Below are 18,274 nucleotides of genomic sequence, written 5' to 3' on the forward strand. Positions count from 1 at the left end.
TCCTCCTCCCTTTCACGGTCGAGCATTCCCCCACGAACGCCGATGGGTGCATGTTTCACGTGAAACAGCGCTCACGTGGCACATGCACCCATCGGGTCGTTGCCCTCGGTCCGGTCGGCCGGCTCAGCCCTGCGACAGCCGCAGACCGTCCTCGCCCGGAGCCATGCTGTCCAGGATCCGGTTCAGGTCCTCGACCGAACCGAACTCCAGCACCACCTTGCCCTTGCCGAGCTTGCCACCGCGCTGCGACACCTCGACCTTGACCCGGGTGTCGAAGCGGTCCGACAGCCGGCTCGCCAGGTCGTTGAAGGCCGGGGAGATGATCCTGCCCGCCTTCGGCGCCTGGCGCTTCTCCCCCTTCGGCTCCTCCGAGCGCATCAGGAGGACGAGCTCCTCGACGTTGCGCACCGTGAGGCCCTCGGCGATGATCCGCCCGGCCAGCTTCTCCTGGGCCTCGGGATCCGTCAGCGGAAGCAGCGCCCGGGCGTGCCCGGCCGTCAGCGTGCCGGCCGCCAGCCGGCGCTGGACGGGCGCCGGGAGCTTCAACAGCCGCAGGGTGTTGGAGACGTGCGGCCGCGAGCGGCCGATCCGGTCGGCCAGCTCCTCATGGGTGCAGGAGAAGTCCCGCATCAGCTGGTCGTAGGCGGCCGCCTCCTCCAGCGGGTTCAGCTCGGCCCGGTGCAGGTTCTCCAGGAGGGCGTCCAGCAGCAGCTTGTCGTCCTCGGTGACCCGGACGATCGCCGGGATCCGCTCCAGCCCCGCCTCGCGGGAGGCCCGCCAGCGGCGCTCGCCCATGATCAGCTCGTAGCGCTCGGCCGCGACCTGGCGCACCACGATCGGCTGGAGCAGGCCCACCTCCTTGATGGAGGTGACCAGCTCGGCCAGCTTGTCCTCGTCGAACACCTCGCGCGGCTGGCGCGGGTTGGGGGTGATCGCGTCCAGCGGCAGCTCGGCGAAGGAGGCACCGGGCACCGGCGCCGGCGTCGGCTGCTCCGCCTGCCGCCCGACGGCCGCCCGGGCCGCCACCGTGGCGCGGCCACCCGGCAGCACCGGCACCGAGGCCGGCGACGTCGCGCCGGCCGGCACCACCGAGGTCGGCGCGGACGTGGCGGGGACGGACTGCGCCGCCCCGCCGTCCGCCGGCGCGGCGGGGCCGATCAGCGCCCCGAGCCCTCGTCCCAGACCCCTGCGACCACTCACTGCTGACCCTCCGTCGTGCCGTGCTGTGCCATCGGGGCGCCGTGCCCCGTACCGCTGCCGTCCCGCTGCTGACCCACCAGCGAGCCGCCGCCCTGGCCCACCGCACGCAGCGCGAGCTCGCGGGCGGCCTCCAGGTACGACAGTGCCCCGGTCGAGCCCGGGTCGTAGGTCAGCACCGTCTGCCCGTAGCTGGGCGCCTCCGAGATGCGGACCGAGCGCGGGATCGCCGTGCCCAGCACCTCGGCCTGGAAGTGGGTCCGGACCTCCTCGGCGACCTGGGCGGCCAGCCTGGTCCGGGCGTCGTACATGGTGAGCAGGATGGTCGAGACGTGCAGCGTGGGGTTGAGGTGCGCGCGCACCAGCTCGACGTTGCGCAGCAGCTGGCCGAGGCCCTCCAGCGCGTAGTACTCGCACTGGATCGGGATCAGCACCTCCTGGCCGGCCACCAGGGCGTTGACCGTCAGCAGGCCCAGTGAGGGCGGACAGTCGATCAGGATGTAGTCCAGCGGCTGCTCGTAGGCGGCGATGGCCCGCTGCAGCCGGCTCTCCCGGGCCACCAGCGAGACCAGCTCGATCTCGGCGCCGGCCAGGTCGATGGTGGCGGGGACGCAGAAGAGTCCCTCGACGTCCACGACCGGCTGGACCACGTCGGCCAGGGGCTTCCCCTCGACCAGGACGTCGTAGATGGAGGGCACTTCGGCGTGGTGGTCGATGCCGAGCGCGGTGGACGCGTTGCCCTGGGGGTCGAGGTCGACCACCAGGACGCGCAGCCCGTGCATGGCCAGCGAGGCGGCCATGTTCACGGTCGTGGTGGTCTTGCCCACCCCGCCCTTCTGGTTGGCGACCACGATCACCCGGGTGGCGGCGGGCCGGGGCAGCCCCTCCCCCGCTCGGCCGATCGCCTGAACCGCAGCCTGGGCAGCCCGTGCGATGGGCGTGTCATCGATCTGGTCGATGGTCTCCGAGTCCTGCATGGGGCTCAGTGTTTCACGTGAAACCGGAGCGGCAACAGTCGCCGCTCGGAAGAGGCCGAGCCCGCGGCGGAGCCGCCAGTCGAAGCTGTCAGAGAGCAGAGAGCGACGTTTCACGTGAAACACCATGCCCGCTATGTCGCAAATCTGACGTTGCGACACTCCGGTGATCCGCTGGAGGCCCACCCGTCATCCGAACGACAGCGGGCGAACGGTTCCCCCCGTCGGAGGGGACCGTCCGCCCGCTGTCGTGGTGCGTGCCGGGGGTCAGCGGCTGCGGCGCCGGCCGCCCCGGGCCGCGCCCTGACCGTTCTTGGTGCCGACGTTGCGGCCGGCCCGGGCCACCTTGGCCCGCCGGGTCGCGGCCTTCACACCGCCGGGGCTCTCCCCCGCCTTGACCTGGACCACCCGGGTCGAGGTCTCCAGGGTGCCCTCGCCGACCGAGATCACGGTCCACTCGACGGCGCCCAGCTTGGCCAGCCCGGCGCGCGAGTCGGCCAGCTCCTGTTCGGCGCTGTCGCCCTTGAGCGCCAGCATCTGCCCGTGCGGGCGGAGCAGCGGCATGCCCCAGCCGGCCAGTCGGTCCAGCGGGGCCACCGCCCGGGCGGTCACCACGTCCACCGCGAGCTTGCCGACCATCTCCTCGGCCCGGCCGCGCAGCACCGTGACGTTCTCCAGCGCCAGCTCCCGGACGACCTCCTCCAGGAAGGTGGTCCGGCGCAGCAGCGGCTCCAGCAGGGTCACCGAGACGTCCGGACGGGCCAGCGCCACCGGGATGCCGGGCAGGCCGGCGCCGGAGCCGACGTCGCACAGGGTGGATCCGGCCGGCAGCAGCTCGGCCAGCACCGCGCAGTTGAGGACGTGCCGGTCCCAGAGCCGGGGCACCTCGCGGGGCCCGATCAGCCCGCGCCGGACGCCCGCCGTGGCCAGCAGCTCGGTGTAGCGGACGGCGGCGTCGAAGCGGTCGCCGAAGACCTCCCGGGCGGCGGCCGGTGCCTCGGCCAGCACGTCCAGCTCGGGCACCTCGGCCCGCTCCTCAGCGTCAGGGTTCACGTCCGCCCCCGGACGGCCGGTGGCCGCGCTCTCCGTGTCCATCTCGACCTCTCCGATCTCCGGATCCACCGACCCGCTCAAACGCACTGTTTCACGTGAAACATCCCAGAAGGAACAGCGACCCCGCCCGCACGAGGCGGACGGGGTCGCGTTCGGTAAGGCTCACCGGCCGCCGCGGCGACCGGTCGTCGGTCCGACGGCCTCAGGCCGGCAGCACGACCACGCACCGCTGGGGCTCTTCGCCCTCCGACTCACTGCGCAGACCGGCGGCCGCGACCGCGTCGTGGACGACCTTGCGCTCGAAGGGCGTCATCGGCCGCAGCTTGACCTGCTCGCCGCTGCTCTTGGCCTGCTCCGCGGCCTCGGCGCCCAGAACGGCCAGCTCCTCGCGCTTGCGGGCCCGGAAGCCGGCAATGTCCAGCATGAGACGGCTGCGCTCGCCGGTCTCCCGGTGGACAGCCAACCGGGTCAGCTCCTGCAAGGCCTCCAGCACCTCGCCGTCCTGGCCGACCAGGCGCTGCAGCGCGCGGTCGTTGCCGTCGCTGACGATGGAGACCAGGGCACGGTCGCCCTCGACGTCCATGTCGATGTCACCGTCGAGGTCCGCGATGTCGAGCAGACCCTCCAGGTAGTCCGCTGCGATGTCACCCTCCTGCTCCAGGCGGGTGATGAGGCTCTCGTCGGTGCTGGCGACGTCCTCGGCCTCGACGGCGGAGGTGGTGCCTTCCGTCACTGATGGACTCCTTCGGAGATGGGCCCGGCTGGCGGGCGGGGAACGAAGCTCTTCGCAGCTGCCACAACGGGCCAGGGGGCGGTCAGGACTTCCTCTTCGGCCGCTGGCCGCCGCGCTTGGGCTGCTGCCGGGTGCCCTGCTTGGTGCCGCCGGGCTTGGCCGCGGTCTGCTTGTCGGCCGCCGGCTTGGCACCGGACTCGGCCGGGACGGCGTCCTCGGCGGGCTGCTCGACCGCGGCGTCCTCACCCGGCTCGGCCGCCTGGGTGGCTCCGCTGTGCTGGCGCTGGGCCTTGGTCTGGCGACGGGGCTGCTGGCGGCTCGCCCGGACCGACTCCTCGACCACGGCGGCGGCGGAGGCCGCCTCGGCGATGGCCGTCTTGGACGGGGGCAGCATGCCCCAGAGCGCGCCCTTGATCTCCGTACCGTCCGCCCGCAGTCGGCCGGCCTTCTTCAGGCGCGCCTGGCGCTCCTCGAAAGCCTTGCTGCCCGGGGTCGGGTTGTTGTGGATGACGACCAGCTGCTGGCCCATCGACCAGACGTTGGTGGTCAGCCAGTAGACCAGGACACCGACCGGGAAGTTGATGCCCATCACGGCGAACATGACCGGGAAGACGTACATCAGCATCTTCTGCTGCTGCATGAACGGCGTCTTGACCGTGAGGTCGACGTTCTTGGTCATCAGCTGGCGCTGGGTGACGAACTGCGACAGCGACATCATGATGATCATCACCGCGGTGACGATCTTGACGCTGGTCTCGGGGCTGCTGACGAAGGTCGCGGAGAGCGGGGCACCGAAGATGTGCGCCTTGCCGGCGCTCAACAGCAGGGAGCCGTGGATCACGCCGATGTCGTGGCCCTTGGCGACGTTGGACAGCACACCGTAGAGGGCGGTGAAGAACGGCGCCTGGACGATGATGGGAAGGCAGCTGGAGAACGGGTTGGTACCCGCATCCTTGTACAGCTTCATCATCTCTTCGGACTGGCGCTGCCGGTCGTTCTTGTAGCGCTCCTGGATGGCCTTCATCTTCGGCTGGATCGCCTGCATGGCCCGGGTCGCCTTGATCTGCTTCACGAAGAGCGGGATCAGGCAGATCCGGATGACGACCACCATCGAGGCGATGGCCAGACCCCAGGCCCAGCCACCGTCCGGGTCGAAGACGTTGCTGTACAGCGAGTGGAACTGGACGATGATCCAGGACACCGCCGTGTAGAGGGGACTCAGAAAACCGAAGGTCACCGGTCAGACTCCTTGGACATCGGGCTTCGCCACCGGCTCCGGCTCGGCGGTCCCGCTCTTGGGGCTCAGCAGATCACGCAGCCGGCGGTGCCACACCGGGTGCTTGCGAGGCGGAACGTGGTCCACCCCGCCGGGCGACCAGGGGTTGCAACGCAGGATGCGCCAGACGGTCAGCCCGCCGCCCTTCACCGCCCCGTGCACCTTCACGGCCTCGTAGCCGTAGTGCGAGCAGGAGGGGTAGTAACGGCAGACCGGACCGAGCAGTGGGCTGATGGTCCACTGGTAGACCCTGATCAGACCCATCAGCAGGTACTTCATCGACCTGCTCCCGTCGGCGCCGTCGCGGCGGGCTCGACCCTCAGCAACCGCTTGAGCGCCGCGTCCAGGTCACGTTCGAGGTCCTGGTACGAGGCGGTCGCGGCCTGGGGCAGCGCACGCACCACTATCAGGCTACCGGCGGGCAGCCTGGACAGACGATCACGGAGAAGATGGCGCAACCGGCGCTTCACCAGGTTGCGGACGACCGCCGGGCCAACGGCCTTGCTCACGACGAAACCCGCACGCGCCGAAGGAGTCCCCTCGGCGACGTGCGGGCGGATGTCGCTGGTCCGGTCGGTCTGCCCCTGCTGCTCGTCATCTCTGCTGAGATGGACGACCAGAAGGGGCCGGCCGGCCCGGCGACCGCGTTTCACCGCGGTCGCGAAGTCCTGGCGCCGCCGCAGCCGATTCTCGGAGGGCAGCACAACAGACTCTGGTGCGGATCAGGCGGACAGGCTGGTGCGGCCCTTGCCACGGCGGGCAGCCAGGATGGCGCGGCCGGCGCGGGTACGCATACGCAGCCGGAAGCCGTGGGTCTTCGCGCGACGACGGTTGTTCGGCTGGAAGGTGCGCTTGCTCACTCGGGGGCTCCTGAGGTGAATCGTAGGATGACGGGGGGTCGCTTGGCCGTCACCGTGCGTCCGCGTGATCTCCCCATGATTCGGAAATCCGACCCATCGCCCCAGTTCGGCTGGGGTCTTGGGCAATCCACGGCGCCCGTGCTGCGCGCCTTATGGAGCGGGTGGACCCGCGGACATGCGGCAGCGGCCATCGACAACTCGACCTGGTTACGGTACGCGGGACGGGGCACGAGGGTCAAACCAGCCCTCCGGAGGGCGTTTACCCACAGCCTGTGGACAACGACTTGATCCGTCCCTGTTCGCTGACTACCGTTGCAGGACTTGTCTGGTTTTGTTCTTGGAAAGCGTGCACCAGTGGCTGATGTCAACAGCGACCTTGTCCCGGTCTGGGCGCGGGTCGTCGAGCGGCTGGTCAGCGACCCCGATATCGGGGAGATGGACAAACAGTGGGTGCAGCGCACCCAGCCCATGTGGATGATGCACGACACCGCCCTGCTGGCGACCCCGAACGAGCGGGCCAAGCAGGTGCTGGAGGGTCGGCTGCTGCCCCAGCTGACCGACGCGCTCAGCCGCGAGCTCAACCGGCCGGTCCGGATCGCCGTGATGGTGGACGCCAACGCCGCGCCGACCACCCCCGCGCCGGCCCCCCAGGCCCCCGCCGAGCCGTACCCGGCCTCCACCGAGCCGTACCCGGGCCCGGCCGACGACGACTCCGACTACGGCGACCAGGGCTACCGCCAGCCGTACGAGCAGGACTACGAGCGCCCCCGCTACGACACCGGCGGCTACGAGCAGCGCCCCGCGCCCTACGGCGGCCAGCCGGCCCAGCCCTGGCCCGGCTACCAGGAGCACCAGGCGCCGTACCCGGAGGCCGAGGAGCCCGCGTCCCGCCAGGCGCCGCGGCACCTCCCCGGCCCGCCCTCGACGACCCAGGGCGACCTCTTCGGCGGCGCGTACGGCCCCGGCCCGGGCGAGCAGCCCCGCACCGGCGCCGGCCGCCGCGGGCACGGCTCCCGGCCCTCCGGCGGCCGCCCGGCCGAGAAGCCCGCCGCCGAGCGGTCCGCCGAGCGCCCCGGTGTCCCCGGGGTGCCCGCCCCACCCGGCGCTCCCCCGGCCGGCGGCTCGCGCAAGGACGAGCCGGCCGCCCGGCTGAACCCCAAGTACCTGTTCGACACCTTCGTCATCGGCGCCAGCAACCGCTTCGCGCACGCGGCGGCGGTGGCCGTCGCCGAGGCCCCGGCCAAGGCGTACAACCCGCTCTTCATCTACGGCGAGTCCGGGCTGGGCAAGACCCACCTGCTGCACGCCATCGGGCACTACTCGCGCAGCCTCTTCCCGGGCACCCGGGTGCGCTACGTGTCCTCCGAGGAGTTCACCAACGAGTTCATCAACTCGATCCGGGACGGCAAGGCGGACACCTTCCGCCGCCGCTACCGGGACATGGACATCCTGCTCGTGGACGACATCCAGTTCCTGGCGAGCAAGGAGTCCACCCAGGAGGAGTTCTTCCACACCTTCAACACCCTCCACAACGCGAACAAGCAGATCGTCCTGTCCTCGGACCGGCCGCCCAAGCTGCTGACCACGCTGGAGGACCGGCTGCGCAACCGCTTCGAGTGGGGGCTGATCACCGACGTCACCCCCCCGGAGCTGGAGACCCGGATCGCGATCCTGCGCAAGAAGGCGATCCAGGAGCAACTCAACGCCCCCGCCGACGTGTTGGAGTTCATCGCGTCCCGGATCACCCGCAACATCCGGGAGTTGGAGGGCGCGCTGATCCGGGTCACCGCCTTCGCCAACCTCAACCGGGCCCCGGTGGACCTGGAGTTGGCCGGGATCGTCCTCAAGGACCTGATCCCGGGCGGGGACGAGGACGCCGGTCCGGAGATCACCGCGCAGGTCATCATGCAGCAGACCGCCGCGTACTTCGGCCTGGGCGTGGACGACCTCTGCGGCTCCTCGCGCAGCCGGGTGCTGGTGACGGCCCGGCAGATCGCGATGTACCTGTGCCGGGAGCTCACCGACCTCTCGCTGCCGAAGATCGGCGCGCAGTTCGGCGGGCGCGACCACACCACGGTGATGCACGCGGACCGCAAGATCCGCTCGCTGATGGCCGAGCGGCGCTCCATCTACAACCAGGTCACCGAACTCACCAACCGCATCAAGAGCTAGCGGCCCGGCACGAGTTGGCCCCGTGCCCCCGTGAGCCCCCGAAGGGCGTCAGGAGCGATCCTGACGCCCTTTCGCCGTTTCCACAGGTGTGCGTCCCGCTCCGGCTGGGCAGGAATCGCCCGACGGACGTGCCACCAGTCCACAGCCCGCGCCGAACAACTGACCGGTGATTCGAAAACCGAGGGCGCGCAAGGCCGTTGTCCACAGGACGGGCCCCTTCTGCACAGTCCACAGGCCGGGGAGTCCGGAGTTATCCAGAATTCGTCCACAGGCCCGTCACCGCTACGCTCTTCCGCGCAGGTCAGGTGCCTGTGGACTTGTGCACAACGGTTATCCACAGGGTGTGGACAATTGACGGGCCACCAGTGGGCCGTCCGGGTTATCCACCGGTTGTCCCCAGGCTCGGGGCGGTTATCCCCAGGTTGTCCACAGCGGGGTCCACAGTTCGACAACCTTGTGCCGCCGTTCATCCCCTGGTGTGAAAGGCGTCACGAAAAGTTGACCGGCGCCCGTGGATAACCGGGCCCGGATCTGGGGACAGCCCTGGGGATAACCTGTGGATACCCTGCGTGCCCTGTGGGTAACGCTCGGCTGTCCACAGCGCGGCTCGCCCGTCCACAGCCGCCGTCCACACCCACTGTGGACAAAATCTGGGCGCTGACCTGCGGAAACGGGGTTATCCACGGTTTCCACAGGCCCTACTACTACCGCTACACAGTTAGACCGTGAACCTGCTTTCAAAGTGGGTGGGCCCGAAATCTGTGGACAACGCGACCGACCGTCGGACCCGACGCTTGTTCGGGTTGCTTCCGCCCGTCTGCCCCGTCTGTCGGCGGAGTACGTCAGACTGTCCTTTGCGACTGGAAGCGGAGTGGTAGAGCTCAGCGGACAGGCGGACCGACGATCAAGATCAGACGAACCAGAGTGCGAGCGGGAGCGCTCGATCCAGGAGGCGGTTACCGGTGAAGTTCCGGGTGGAGCGTGACGTCCTCGCGGAGGCGGTGGCCTGGGCTGCTCGCAGCCTCCCGGCACGGCCGCCGGTGCCGGTGCTGGCCGGCCTGCTGCTGACCGCGCAGGAGGGCAGCCTGGCGCTGTCCGGCTTCGACTACGAGGTCTCGGCCCGGGTCGAGCTGGAGGCGGACATCGAGGAGGCCGGCACCGTCCTGGTCTCCGGTCGCCTGCTCAACGACATCTCGCGGAACCTCCCCAACAGGCCTGTGGAGATCTCCACCGACGGCCAGCGGGTCAGCGTGGTCTGCGGCAGCTCCCGCTTCACCCTCCCCACCCTTCCCGTGGACGAGTACCCGGCCCTGCCCCAGATGCCGACCGCCACCGGCACCGTCTCCGGCGACGTCTTCGCCTCTGCGGTCAGCCAGGCCGCCGTCGCGGCCGGCCGGGACGACACCCTGCCGGTGCTCACCGGCGTCCGGGTCGAGATCGAGGGCGACCGGATCACCCTGGCCGCCACCGACCGCTACCGCTTCGCCGTCCGCGACCTGCTGTGGAAGCCCGAGCAGTCGGACATCTCCGCGGTCGCGCTGGTCCCGGCCAAGACCCTCCAGGACATCGCCAAGTCCCTGGGCAGCGGCGACACCGTCTCCATCGCGCTCTCCTCGGGCGGCGCGGGCGAGGGCCTGATCGGCTTCGAGGGCGCCGGCCGCCGCACCACCACCCGGCTGCTGGAGGGCGAGTTCCCCAAGTTCCGCAGCCTCTTCCCGACCGAGTTCAGCGCGGTCGCCGCGATCCAGACCCAGCCCTTCCTGGAGGCGCTCAAGCGCGTCTCGCTGGTCGCCGAGCGCAACACCCCGGTCCGGCTCAACTTCGAGCAGGGCGTGCTGACCCTGGAGGCCGGTTCGGGCGACGACGCCCAGGCCACCGAGCGGATCGAGGCCGACCTCGAGGGCGACGACATCTCGATCGCCTTCAACCCGGGCTACCTGGAGGAGGGCCTCAAGGCCATCGACTCCCCCTTCGCCCAGCTGAGCTTCACCACCCCGACCAAGCCGGCCCTGCTCAGCGGCAAGGTCTCGGTGGACGCCGAGGAGGACAAGGCGTACCAGTACCTGATCATGCCGGTCCGCCTCTCCGGCTGACCGCCGGCCAGGTCGGTCGTCCACAGGCTGTGCACACCCGCTGTGCACAGCCTGTGGACGTCTCCCCCGACGCTCTCCCCTGCTGTCTCCCCGCTCTCCCCCGGTCGGCCCGGCGGCGCGGAGTCCGGATCCGCCGGAAGCGTAGGCTCGGGGAGTGCGGCAACGGCGCCGCCGCCAGGCACGTCCCCACAGTAAGGATTTGGTCATGGAGCTCGGCCTCATCGGTCTCGGCAAGATGGGCGGCAACATGCGCGAGCGGATCCGCCGCGCCGGCCACACCGTCATCGGATTCGACCGCAACCCGGAGATCTCCGACGTCGAGAGCCTGCAGGAGCTCGTCACCAAGCTCCAGGGCCCGCGCGTGATCTGGGTGATGGTTCCGGCCGGTGCCGCGACCCAGGCGACCGTCGACGAGCTCGCCGAACTGCTCTCCCCCGGTGACGTCGTGGTCGACGGCGGCAACTCCCGCTGGACGGACGACATCAAGCACGCCGAGGCGCTGGCGGCCAAGGGCATCGGCTTCGTCGACTGCGGTGTCTCCGGCGGCGTCTGGGGCCTGGAGAACGGCTACGCGCTGATGTACGGCGGCGACGCCGAGCACGTCGCCCTGGTCCAGCCGGTGTTCGACGCGCTCAAGCCCGAGGGCGACTTCGGCTCGGTGCACGCGGGCGCGGTGGGCGCCGGTCACTTCGCCAAGATGGTCCACAACGGCATCGAGTACGCGATGATGCAGGCCTTCGCCGAGGGCTGGGAGCTGCTGGAGGCCGCCCCCGAGGTCACCGACGTGCGCGAGGTCTTCCGCAGCTGGCAGGAGGGCACCGTCATCCGCTCCTGGCTGCTGGACCTGGCCGTCCGCGCCCTGGACGACGACGAGCACCTGGACAAGCTGCGCGGCTGGGCCGCCGACTCCGGCGAGGGCCGCTGGACCGTCGAGGCCGCGATCGACCACGCGGTGCCGCTGCCGGCGATCACCGCCTCGCTGTTCGCCCGCTTCGCCTCCCGCCAGGACGACTCCCCGCAGATGAAGATGATCGCCGCGCTGCGCAACCAGTTCGGCGGCCACGCGGTCGAGTCCAAGTAACCGCAGGCCCCTCCGGAGAAGGCGAGCGCAGTCCACCGCCATGCACGTCGCGCACCTGTCGCTCGCCGACTTCCGGTCGTACGCCCGGGCCGAGGTTCCCCTCGACCCGGGCGTGACGGCCTTCGTCGGGCCCAACGGCCAGGGCAAGACCAACCTGGTCGAGGCGATCGGCTACGTCGCCACCCTGGGCAGCCACCGGGTCGCGACCGACGCCCCGCTGATCCGGCTGGGCGCCGAACGGGCGGTCATCCGCACCTCGGTGGTGGACCGCGGCCGCTCCACCCTGGTCGAGCTGGAGCTCACGGCGGGCAAGGCCAACCGGGCCCGGATCAACCGCTCCGACAACGTCCGCCCGCGCGACGTGCTGGGCCTGCTGCGCACCGTGCTGTTCGCCCCCGAGGACCTCACCCTGGTCAAGGGCGACCCGGGCGAGCGCCGGCGCTTCCTGGACGAGCTGCTGACCGCCCGCGCACCCCGGCTGGCCGGGGTCCGGCAGGACTACGAGCGGGTGCTCAAGCAGCGCAACGCCCTGCTGAAGACCGCCGCGATGGCCCGCCGGGCCGGCGGCGGCAAGGGCGCCGACCTCTCCACCCTGGAAGTCTGGGACGGCCATCTGGCCCGCGCCGGCGCCGAGTTGACGGCCTTCCGGATCCAACTGGTGGCGGCCCTGCAGCCGTTGGTGACGGCCGCGTACGGCCGGGTGGCCCCGGGCGGCGGCGAGACCACGCTGGAGTACCGCAGCTCCTTCGAGGGCGAGCTGCCGACCAGCCGGGAGCAGGCCGAGGAGCAGCTGCTGGCGGCGCTGCTGGCGGTCCGCAAGCAGGAGGTCGAGCGCGGGATCACCCTGGTCGGGCCGCACCGCGACGAGCTGGGGCTCAAGCTCGGCCCGCTGCCCGCCAAGGGCTACGCCAGCCACGGCGAGTCCTGGTCGTTCGCGCTGGCGCTGCGGCTGGCTTCGTACGAGCTGCTGCGCGCCGACGGCGGCGAGCCGGTGCTGATCCTGGACGACGTGTTCGCCGAGCTGGACGCCGCCCGTCGGGACCGGCTGGCCGAGCTGGTGGCCGACGGCGAGCAGGTGCTGGTGACGGCGGCGGTGGCCGAGGACGTGCCCAAGGCGCTGGCCGGCGCCCGGTTCGCGGTCGCCGACGGCGCCGTCCGCCGGATCGACGCCTGATCCCCCCGGCACCACACCCACATCACGGAACAGCGCGGCACGGCAGGTGCCGACGTCCGGCGTGCGCGCGCTCCCGTAGGCTGGACGGCTCATCGGGTTGTCCACAGGCTGGGGAAAGGAGATCGCCGTGAGCGAATCGGCGGAGACCTCCCCCGGCTCCGGCGGCGCCGAGCCGACCGGTGCCGACCTCGCCCGGTCCGCCCTGCGGGCCGCCCGCGCCCAGGCCCGCCAGCGCGGGGAGCAGGTCCAGCAGAAGCGCGAGGCGAAGCGGCACGGGCTGCGCAGTGGCGCCCGCTCGGACGGCCGCGACCCGGTGCCGCTGGGCGCGGCGCTGAACCGGCTGCTGACCGAGCGCGGCTGGGAGTCCTCGGCCGCGGTCGGCGGCGTGATGGGCCGTTGGCCGCAGATCGTCGGCCCGGACATCGCCGCGCACTGCCACCCCTCCTCCTACGACGAGGCCGAGGCGGTGCTCACCGTGCAGTGCGACTCCACCGCCTGGGCCACCCAACTGCGCTGGCTGGCACGGCAGTTGGTGGCCCGTCTGAACCACGAGCTGGGCCATGGCACGGTCCGCACCATCAAGGTGCTCGGCCCGGCCGCGCCGGTCCGCGGCTACGGCCGGCTGCGCGCGCCCGGCAGCAAGGGCCCGGGCGACACCTGGGGCTGAGCCCGGCCGGCGCCGGTCGGTTCCGGCCGGGATCGGACCACGATCTTCCGGAACCCCTGACGGCCCTTCCAGGCGCCTCAGGCCCCCCGGGCGAGTATCGGGACTCGTGCCGAGGGGATTCAGGGCGGCATATCTGCCTTCAAGGGCTGCCAAACGCCCATCTCTGTCAGTCGTACCGGTAGACTGAAAGCCAAACACTGTTGCTAGTGGCAACCGAGTCGAAACGCCGTGGTCGCACGCTCGCCCGCACGGGGCGGGAATGCGGCCCGTGCTGTGCCAGAGAGGGCGCTTCGTGGCCGATTCCGGCAACCCCAGCCAGACCCCAGACCAGACCGACCAGGCTTCCTACACCGGTAGCAACATCCAGGTGCTGGAAGGCCTCGACGCCGTCCGCAAGCGCCCCGGCATGTACATCGGCTCCACCGGTGAGCGCGGCCTGCACCACCTGGTGCAGGAGGTCGTGGACAACTCCGTCGACGAGGCGATGGCCGGGTACGCCGACACCATCGACGTCACGATCATGGCCGACGGCGCGATCCGCGTCGTCGACAACGGCCGAGGCATCCCGGTGGACATCGTCCCCGGCCAGGACAAGCCGGCCGTCGAGGTCGTGCTCACCGTCCTGCACGCGGGCGGCAAGTTCGGCGGTGGCGGCTACGCCGTCTCCGGCGGTCTGCACGGCGTCGGCGTCTCGGTGGTGAACGCGCTGTCCACCCGGCTCTCGGTGGAGATCCACAAGGACGGCAACATCTGGACCCAGGACTACAAGATGGGCGCGCCGACCGCCGCCCTGGTCAAGGGCGCGGAGACCGACCGCACCGGCACCACGGTGACCTTCTGGGCCGACGCCGACATCTTCGAGACCACCGTCTACTCCTTCGAGACGCTCTCCCGGCGCTTCCAGGAGATGGCGTTCCTCAACAAGGGCCTGTCGATCTCGCTGACCGACGAGCGCCCCGAGCACGTGGACGAGGAGGGCAAGCCGCTCTCCGTCACGTACAAGTACGACGGCGGCATCGCCGACTTCGTCGCCCACCTCAACTCCCGCAAGGGCGAGGTCATCCACCCCTCGGTGATCGACTTCGAGGCGGAGGACAAGGACAAGGCGATCTCGGTGGAGGTCGCGATGCAGTGGAACTCCTCGTACACCGAGGGGGTCTACAGCTTCGCCAACACCATCCACACCCACGGCGGCGGCACCCACGAGGAGGGCTTCCGCGCCGCGCTGACCGGCCTGGTCAACCGCTACGCGCGGGACAAGAAGCTGCTCCGCGAGAAGGACGACAACCTCTCCGGCGAGGACATCCGCGAGGGTCTGACCGCGATCATCTCGGTCAAGCTCGGCGAGCCGCAGTTCGAGGGCCAGACCAAGGACAAGCTCGGCAACACCGAGGCCAAGACCTTCGTCCAGAAGGTCGTCCACGAGCAGCTCAACGACTGGCTGGACCGCAACCCCAACGAGGCCGCGGACATCATCCGCAAGTCCATCCAGGCCGCCACCGCGCGCGTCGCCGCCCGCAAGGCCCGCGACCTCACCCGCCGCAAGGGCCTGCTGGAGTCCGCGTCGCTGCCGGGCAAGCTCTCGGACTGCCAGTCCAAGGACCCGTCCGAGTGCGAGATCTTCATCGTCGAGGGTGACTCCGCAGGCGGCTCGGCCAAGCAGGGCCGGGACCCGCGCACCCAGGCCATCCTGCCGATCCGCGGCAAGATCCTGAACGTCGAGAAGGCCCGGATCGACAAGGTGCTGCAGAACACCGAGGTCCAGGCGCTGATCTCGGCCTTCGGCTGCGGCATCCAGGAGGACTACGACGAGTCCAAGCTGCGGTACCACAAGATCGTCCTGATGGCCGACGCCGACGTCGACGGTCAGCACATCCGCACCCTGCTGCTGACCCTGCTGTTCCGCTTCATGCGGCCGCTGGTCGAGTCCGGGTACGTCTACCTCGCCATGCCCCCGCTGTACAAGATCAAGTGGGGCAAGGACGACTTCGAGTACGCCTACTCCGACCGCGAGCGCGACGCGGTGATCGCCGCCGGCGTCGAGGCCGGGCGCCGGCTCCCCAAGGACGACGCGATCCAGCGCTTCAAGGGTCTCGGTGAGATGAACGCCGAGGAGCTCCGGGTCACCACCATGGACGCCGAGCACCGGCTGCTGCTCCAGGTCACCCTGGAGGACGCCGCCCGCGCCGACGAGCTGTTCTCCGTGCTGATGGGCGAGGACGTCGAGGCCCGCCGCTCCTTCATCCAGCGCAACGCCAAGGACGTCCGCTTCCTGGACGTGTGACGCCTGCGAAGCAGGCCCCGCACGTACCAGTCCGCGTGAAAGGAAACTGACCACCAGTGGTCGACGACAACCGTCCCGAAGGCGACCAGCCCGAGACCCCCGAGGCCGCCGAGGCCACCGCCCAGGCGACCATGCGGATCGAGCCGGTCGAGCTCGAGACCGAGATGCAGCGCTCCTACCTCGACTACGCGATGAGCGTGATCGTCAGCCGGGCGCTCCCCGAGGTCCGCGACGGCCTCAAGCCGGTGCACCGCCGCGTGCTCTACGCGATGTACGACGGCGGGTACCGGCCCGAGAAGGGCTACTACAAGTGCGCCCGCGTCGTCGGCGACGTCATGGGCAACTACCACCCGCACGGTGACACCTCGATCTACGACACCGTGGTCCGGCTGGCCCAGCCGTGGTCGATGCGGATGCCGCTGGTGGACGGCAACGGCAACTTCGGCTCCCCGGGCAACGACCCGGCCGCGGCCATGCGCTACACCGAGTGCAAGATGATGCCGCTGGCCATGGAGATGATGCGCGACATCGACGAGGAGACCGTCGACTTCGCGCCCAACTACGACGGCCGCTCGCAGGAGCCGACCGTCCTGCCCGCGCGCATCCCCAACCTGCTGGTCAACGGTGCCACCGGCATCGCGGTCGGCATGGCCACCAACATCCCGCCGCACAACCTCCGCGAGGTCGCCTCCGGCGCGCTCTGGTACCTGGAGAACCCCGAGGCCTCCGCCGAGGAGCTGCTGGAGGCCCTGATCGAGCGGATCAAGGGCCCCGACTTCCCCACCGGCGCGCTGATCGTCGGCCGCCGCGGGATCGACGACTACTACCGCACCGGCCGCGGCTCGGTCACCATGCGCGCCGTGGTCGAGGTCGAGGAGATCCAGGGCCGCCAGTGCCTGGTGATCACCGAGCTGCCGTACCAGGTCAACCCGGACAACCTCGCGCTGAAGATCGCCGACCTGGTCAAGGACGGCAAGATCGCCGGCATCGCCGACGTCCGGGACGAGTCCTCGTCCCGCACCGGCCAGCGCCTGGTGGTCGTGCTCAAGCGCGACGCGGTCGCCAAGGTCGTGCTCAACAACCTGTACAAGCACACCGAGCTGCAGACCAACTTCGGCGCCAACATGCTGGCCCTGGTCGACGGCGTGCCGCGCACCCTGTCGCTGGACGCCTTCATCCGGCACTGGGTCAACCACCAGGTCGAGGTCATCGTCCGGCGCACCACCTTCCGGCTGCGCAAGGCCGAGGAGCGCGCCCACATCCTGCGCGCGCTGCTGAAGGCCCTGGACCTGATCGACGAGGTCATCGCGCTGATCCGGGCCTCGGCCAGCGCCGACGCCGCCCGCACCGGCCTGATGGGCCTGCTGGACATCGACGAGCTCCAGGCCAACGCGATCCTGGAGATGCAGCTGCGCCGGCTGGCCGCCCTGGAGCGCCAGCGGATCATGGACGAGCACGACGAGCTGCAGCGCAAGATCGACGAGTACAACGCGATCCTGGCCTCGCCGACCCGCCAGCGCGAGATCATCTCCGAGGAGCTCGCCGCGATCGTCGAGAAGTACGGCGACGAGCGCCGCTCGACCCTCATCCCCTCGGACGGCGACCTCTCCATCGAGGACCTCATCGCCGAGGAGGACATCGTCGTCACGATCACCCGTGGCGGCTACGTCAAGCGGACCCGCTCCGACCTCTACCGCTCGCAGAAGCGCGGCGGCAAGGGCGTGCGCGGTGCCCAGCTGAAGCAGGACGACATCGTCGACCACTTCTTCGTGACGACGACCCACAACTGGATCCTGTTCTTCACCAACAAGGGCCGGGTCTACCGCGCCAAGGGCTACGAGCTCCCGGACGCCGGGCGCGACGCCCGCGGCCAGCACGTGGCCAACCTGCTGGCCTTCCAGCCGGGGGAGCACATCGCCCAGGTGATGGCCGTGCGCACCTACGAGGACAAGCCGTACCTGGTCCTCGCCACCCGGGCCGGCCTGGTGAAGAAGTCCGCGCTGAAGGACTACGACTCCCCGCGCTCCGGCGGCCTGATCGCGATCAACCTGCGCCAGGACGAGGAGGGCCAGGACGACGAGCTGATCGGCGCCGAGCTGGTCTCCTCCGAGGACGACCTGCTGCTGGTCTCCAAGAAGGCCCAGTCGATCCGCTTCACCGCGACCGACGACGCGCTGCGCCCCACCGGCCGCGCCACCTCCGGCGTCAAGGGCATGGCGTTCCGCGAGGACGACGAGATGCTCTCGATGAACGTCGTCCGTCCGGGTACCTACGTGTTCACCGCCACGGACGGCGGGTACGCCAAGCGAACGGCCGTGGACGAGTACCGTGTCCAGGGACGTGGCGGCTACGGCACCAAGGCGGCGAAGATCGTCGAGGGCCGGGGCTCGCTGGTCGGCGCGCTCGTGGTCGACGACACCGACGAGATCATGGCGATCACCCTCTCGGGCGGGGTGATCCGCACGAGGGTTTCCGAGGTTCGTGAAACCGGACGTGACACCATGGGCGTCCAACTGATCAACCTCGGAAAGCGCGACGCGGTCGTGGGCATGGCCCGCAACGCGGAGGCCGAGGACGAGGAGACGGCGGAGGACGAGGTCGCTGGCACCGAGTCCACCGAGACGGCCGAGGGTACGGGGACGGCGGTCGGCGGCGACGCCGAGGTCTGAACCGAACCGCAGACCGGTGCCGTCGCGTCCAGAGAGAGGAC

Annotated in this window: 15 protein-coding genes; 7 read left to right on the plus strand and 8 right to left on the minus strand. The window is 70.5% G+C overall.

Features of this window, described 5'->3' with window-relative positions:
• Nucleotides 1–123: 123 nt before the first annotated feature.
• From ACZ47G_RS04170 to rpmH, 8 genes are all read right to left on the minus strand, one after another.
• Nucleotides 124–1,200, minus strand: coding sequence for a ParB/RepB/Spo0J family partition protein (locus ACZ47G_RS04170; protein ID WP_465739871.1), 1,077 nt, complete (start codon nucleotides 1,198–1,200; stop codon nucleotides 124–126).
• Nucleotides 1,197–2,147: a ParA family protein gene (locus ACZ47G_RS04175; protein WP_380461671.1), complete on the minus strand. Its 951-nt coding sequence runs from the start codon at nucleotides 2,145–2,147 to the stop codon at nucleotides 1,197–1,199. The genes ACZ47G_RS04170 and ACZ47G_RS04175 overlap by 4 nt, the downstream gene beginning before the upstream one ends.
• A 291-nt stretch (nucleotides 2,148–2,438) precedes the next feature.
• Nucleotides 2,439–3,266: a 16S rRNA (guanine(527)-N(7))-methyltransferase RsmG gene (gene rsmG / locus ACZ47G_RS04180; protein ID WP_465739872.1), complete on the minus strand. Its 828-nt coding sequence runs from the start codon at nucleotides 3,264–3,266 to the stop codon at nucleotides 2,439–2,441.
• A 160-nt stretch (nucleotides 3,267–3,426) separates the two neighbouring features.
• Nucleotides 3,427–3,957 (minus strand): Jag family protein, encoded by a 531-nt coding sequence (locus ACZ47G_RS04185; RefSeq protein WP_465739873.1) that lies wholly within the window; start codon nucleotides 3,955–3,957, stop codon nucleotides 3,427–3,429.
• Between the two features lie 82 nt (nucleotides 3,958–4,039).
• The gene (gene yidC / locus ACZ47G_RS04190; RefSeq protein WP_465739874.1) at nucleotides 4,040–5,194 is read right to left on the minus strand and encodes a membrane protein insertase YidC; all 1,155 of its coding nucleotides are present in this window, start codon (nucleotides 5,192–5,194) and stop codon (nucleotides 4,040–4,042) included.
• Between the two features lie 3 nt (nucleotides 5,195–5,197).
• Complete coding sequence (gene yidD, locus ACZ47G_RS04195; RefSeq protein WP_188307180.1) at nucleotides 5,198–5,512, minus strand: membrane protein insertion efficiency factor YidD; 315 nt, start codon at nucleotides 5,510–5,512, stop codon at nucleotides 5,198–5,200.
• Nucleotides 5,509–5,937, minus strand: a complete 429-nt coding sequence (gene rnpA / locus ACZ47G_RS04200) for a ribonuclease P protein component (protein ID WP_380461657.1) — start codon at nucleotides 5,935–5,937, stop codon at nucleotides 5,509–5,511. The genes yidD and rnpA overlap by 4 nt, the downstream gene beginning before the upstream one ends.
• Nucleotides 5,938–5,955: 18 nt before the next feature.
• Nucleotides 5,956–6,093, minus strand: coding sequence for a 50S ribosomal protein L34 (rpmH, locus tag ACZ47G_RS04205; RefSeq protein ID WP_030392420.1), 138 nt, complete (start codon nucleotides 6,091–6,093; stop codon nucleotides 5,956–5,958).
• A 354-nt stretch (nucleotides 6,094–6,447) separates the two neighbouring features.
• Here rpmH and dnaA point away from each other — a divergent pair, with 354 nt between their 5' ends.
• The 7 genes from dnaA to gyrA all read left to right on the plus strand — a co-directional run bounded on the left by dnaA (nucleotide 6,448) and on the right by gyrA (nucleotide 18,233).
• Nucleotides 6,448–8,265 carry a chromosomal replication initiator protein DnaA gene (dnaA, locus tag ACZ47G_RS04210; protein WP_465739875.1) on the plus strand — a complete coding sequence of 606 codons (1,818 nt, stop codon included), beginning with the start codon at nucleotides 6,448–6,450 and terminating at the stop codon, nucleotides 8,263–8,265.
• A gap of 962 nt (nucleotides 8,266–9,227) precedes the next feature.
• Nucleotides 9,228–10,358, plus strand: a complete 1,131-nt coding sequence (gene dnaN, locus ACZ47G_RS04215) for a DNA polymerase III subunit beta (RefSeq protein WP_380461659.1) — start codon at nucleotides 9,228–9,230, stop codon at nucleotides 10,356–10,358.
• A 205-nt stretch (nucleotides 10,359–10,563) separates the two neighbouring features.
• Nucleotides 10,564–11,439: a phosphogluconate dehydrogenase (NAD(+)-dependent, decarboxylating) gene (gene gnd, locus ACZ47G_RS04220; RefSeq protein ID WP_465739876.1), complete on the plus strand. Its 876-nt coding sequence runs from the start codon at nucleotides 10,564–10,566 to the stop codon at nucleotides 11,437–11,439.
• 40 nt (nucleotides 11,440–11,479) lie between these two features.
• The gene (gene recF / locus ACZ47G_RS04225) at nucleotides 11,480–12,613 is read left to right on the plus strand and encodes a DNA replication/repair protein RecF (RefSeq protein ID WP_465739878.1); all 1,134 of its coding nucleotides are present in this window, start codon (nucleotides 11,480–11,482) and stop codon (nucleotides 12,611–12,613) included.
• Between the two features lie 127 nt (nucleotides 12,614–12,740).
• Nucleotides 12,741–13,280, plus strand: a complete 540-nt coding sequence (locus ACZ47G_RS04230; RefSeq protein WP_465739879.1) for a DciA family protein — start codon at nucleotides 12,741–12,743, stop codon at nucleotides 13,278–13,280.
• A gap of 268 nt (nucleotides 13,281–13,548) precedes the next feature.
• Complete coding sequence (gene gyrB, locus ACZ47G_RS04235) at nucleotides 13,549–15,564, plus strand: DNA topoisomerase (ATP-hydrolyzing) subunit B (protein WP_465739880.1); 2,016 nt, start codon at nucleotides 13,549–13,551, stop codon at nucleotides 15,562–15,564.
• A 131-nt stretch (nucleotides 15,565–15,695) separates the two neighbouring features.
• Nucleotides 15,696–18,233, plus strand: a complete 2,538-nt coding sequence (gene gyrA / locus ACZ47G_RS04240; RefSeq protein WP_465740032.1) for a DNA gyrase subunit A — start codon at nucleotides 15,696–15,698, stop codon at nucleotides 18,231–18,233.
• The last annotated feature ends 41 nt before the right edge of the window (nucleotides 18,234–18,274 follow it).

This window comes from Kitasatospora sp. NPDC030952, assembly GCF_055571335.1.

Coding starts and splice junctions, on each gene's coding strand:
- gnd (WP_465739876.1), top strand. CDS start 10,564: ATGGAGCTCGGCCTCATCGGTCTCGGCAAGATGGGCGGCAACATGCGC.
- yidD (WP_188307180.1), bottom strand. CDS start 5,512: ATGAAGTACCTGCTGATGGGTCTGATCAGGGTCTACCAGTGGACCATC.
- rsmG (WP_465739872.1), bottom strand. CDS start 3,266: ATGGACACGGAGAGCGCGGCCACCGGCCGTCCGGGGGCGGACGTGAAC.
- gyrA (WP_465740032.1), top strand. CDS start 15,696: ATGCGGATCGAGCCGGTCGAGCTCGAGACCGAGATGCAGCGCTCCTAC.
- recF (WP_465739878.1), top strand. CDS start 11,480: ATGCACGTCGCGCACCTGTCGCTCGCCGACTTCCGGTCGTACGCCCGG.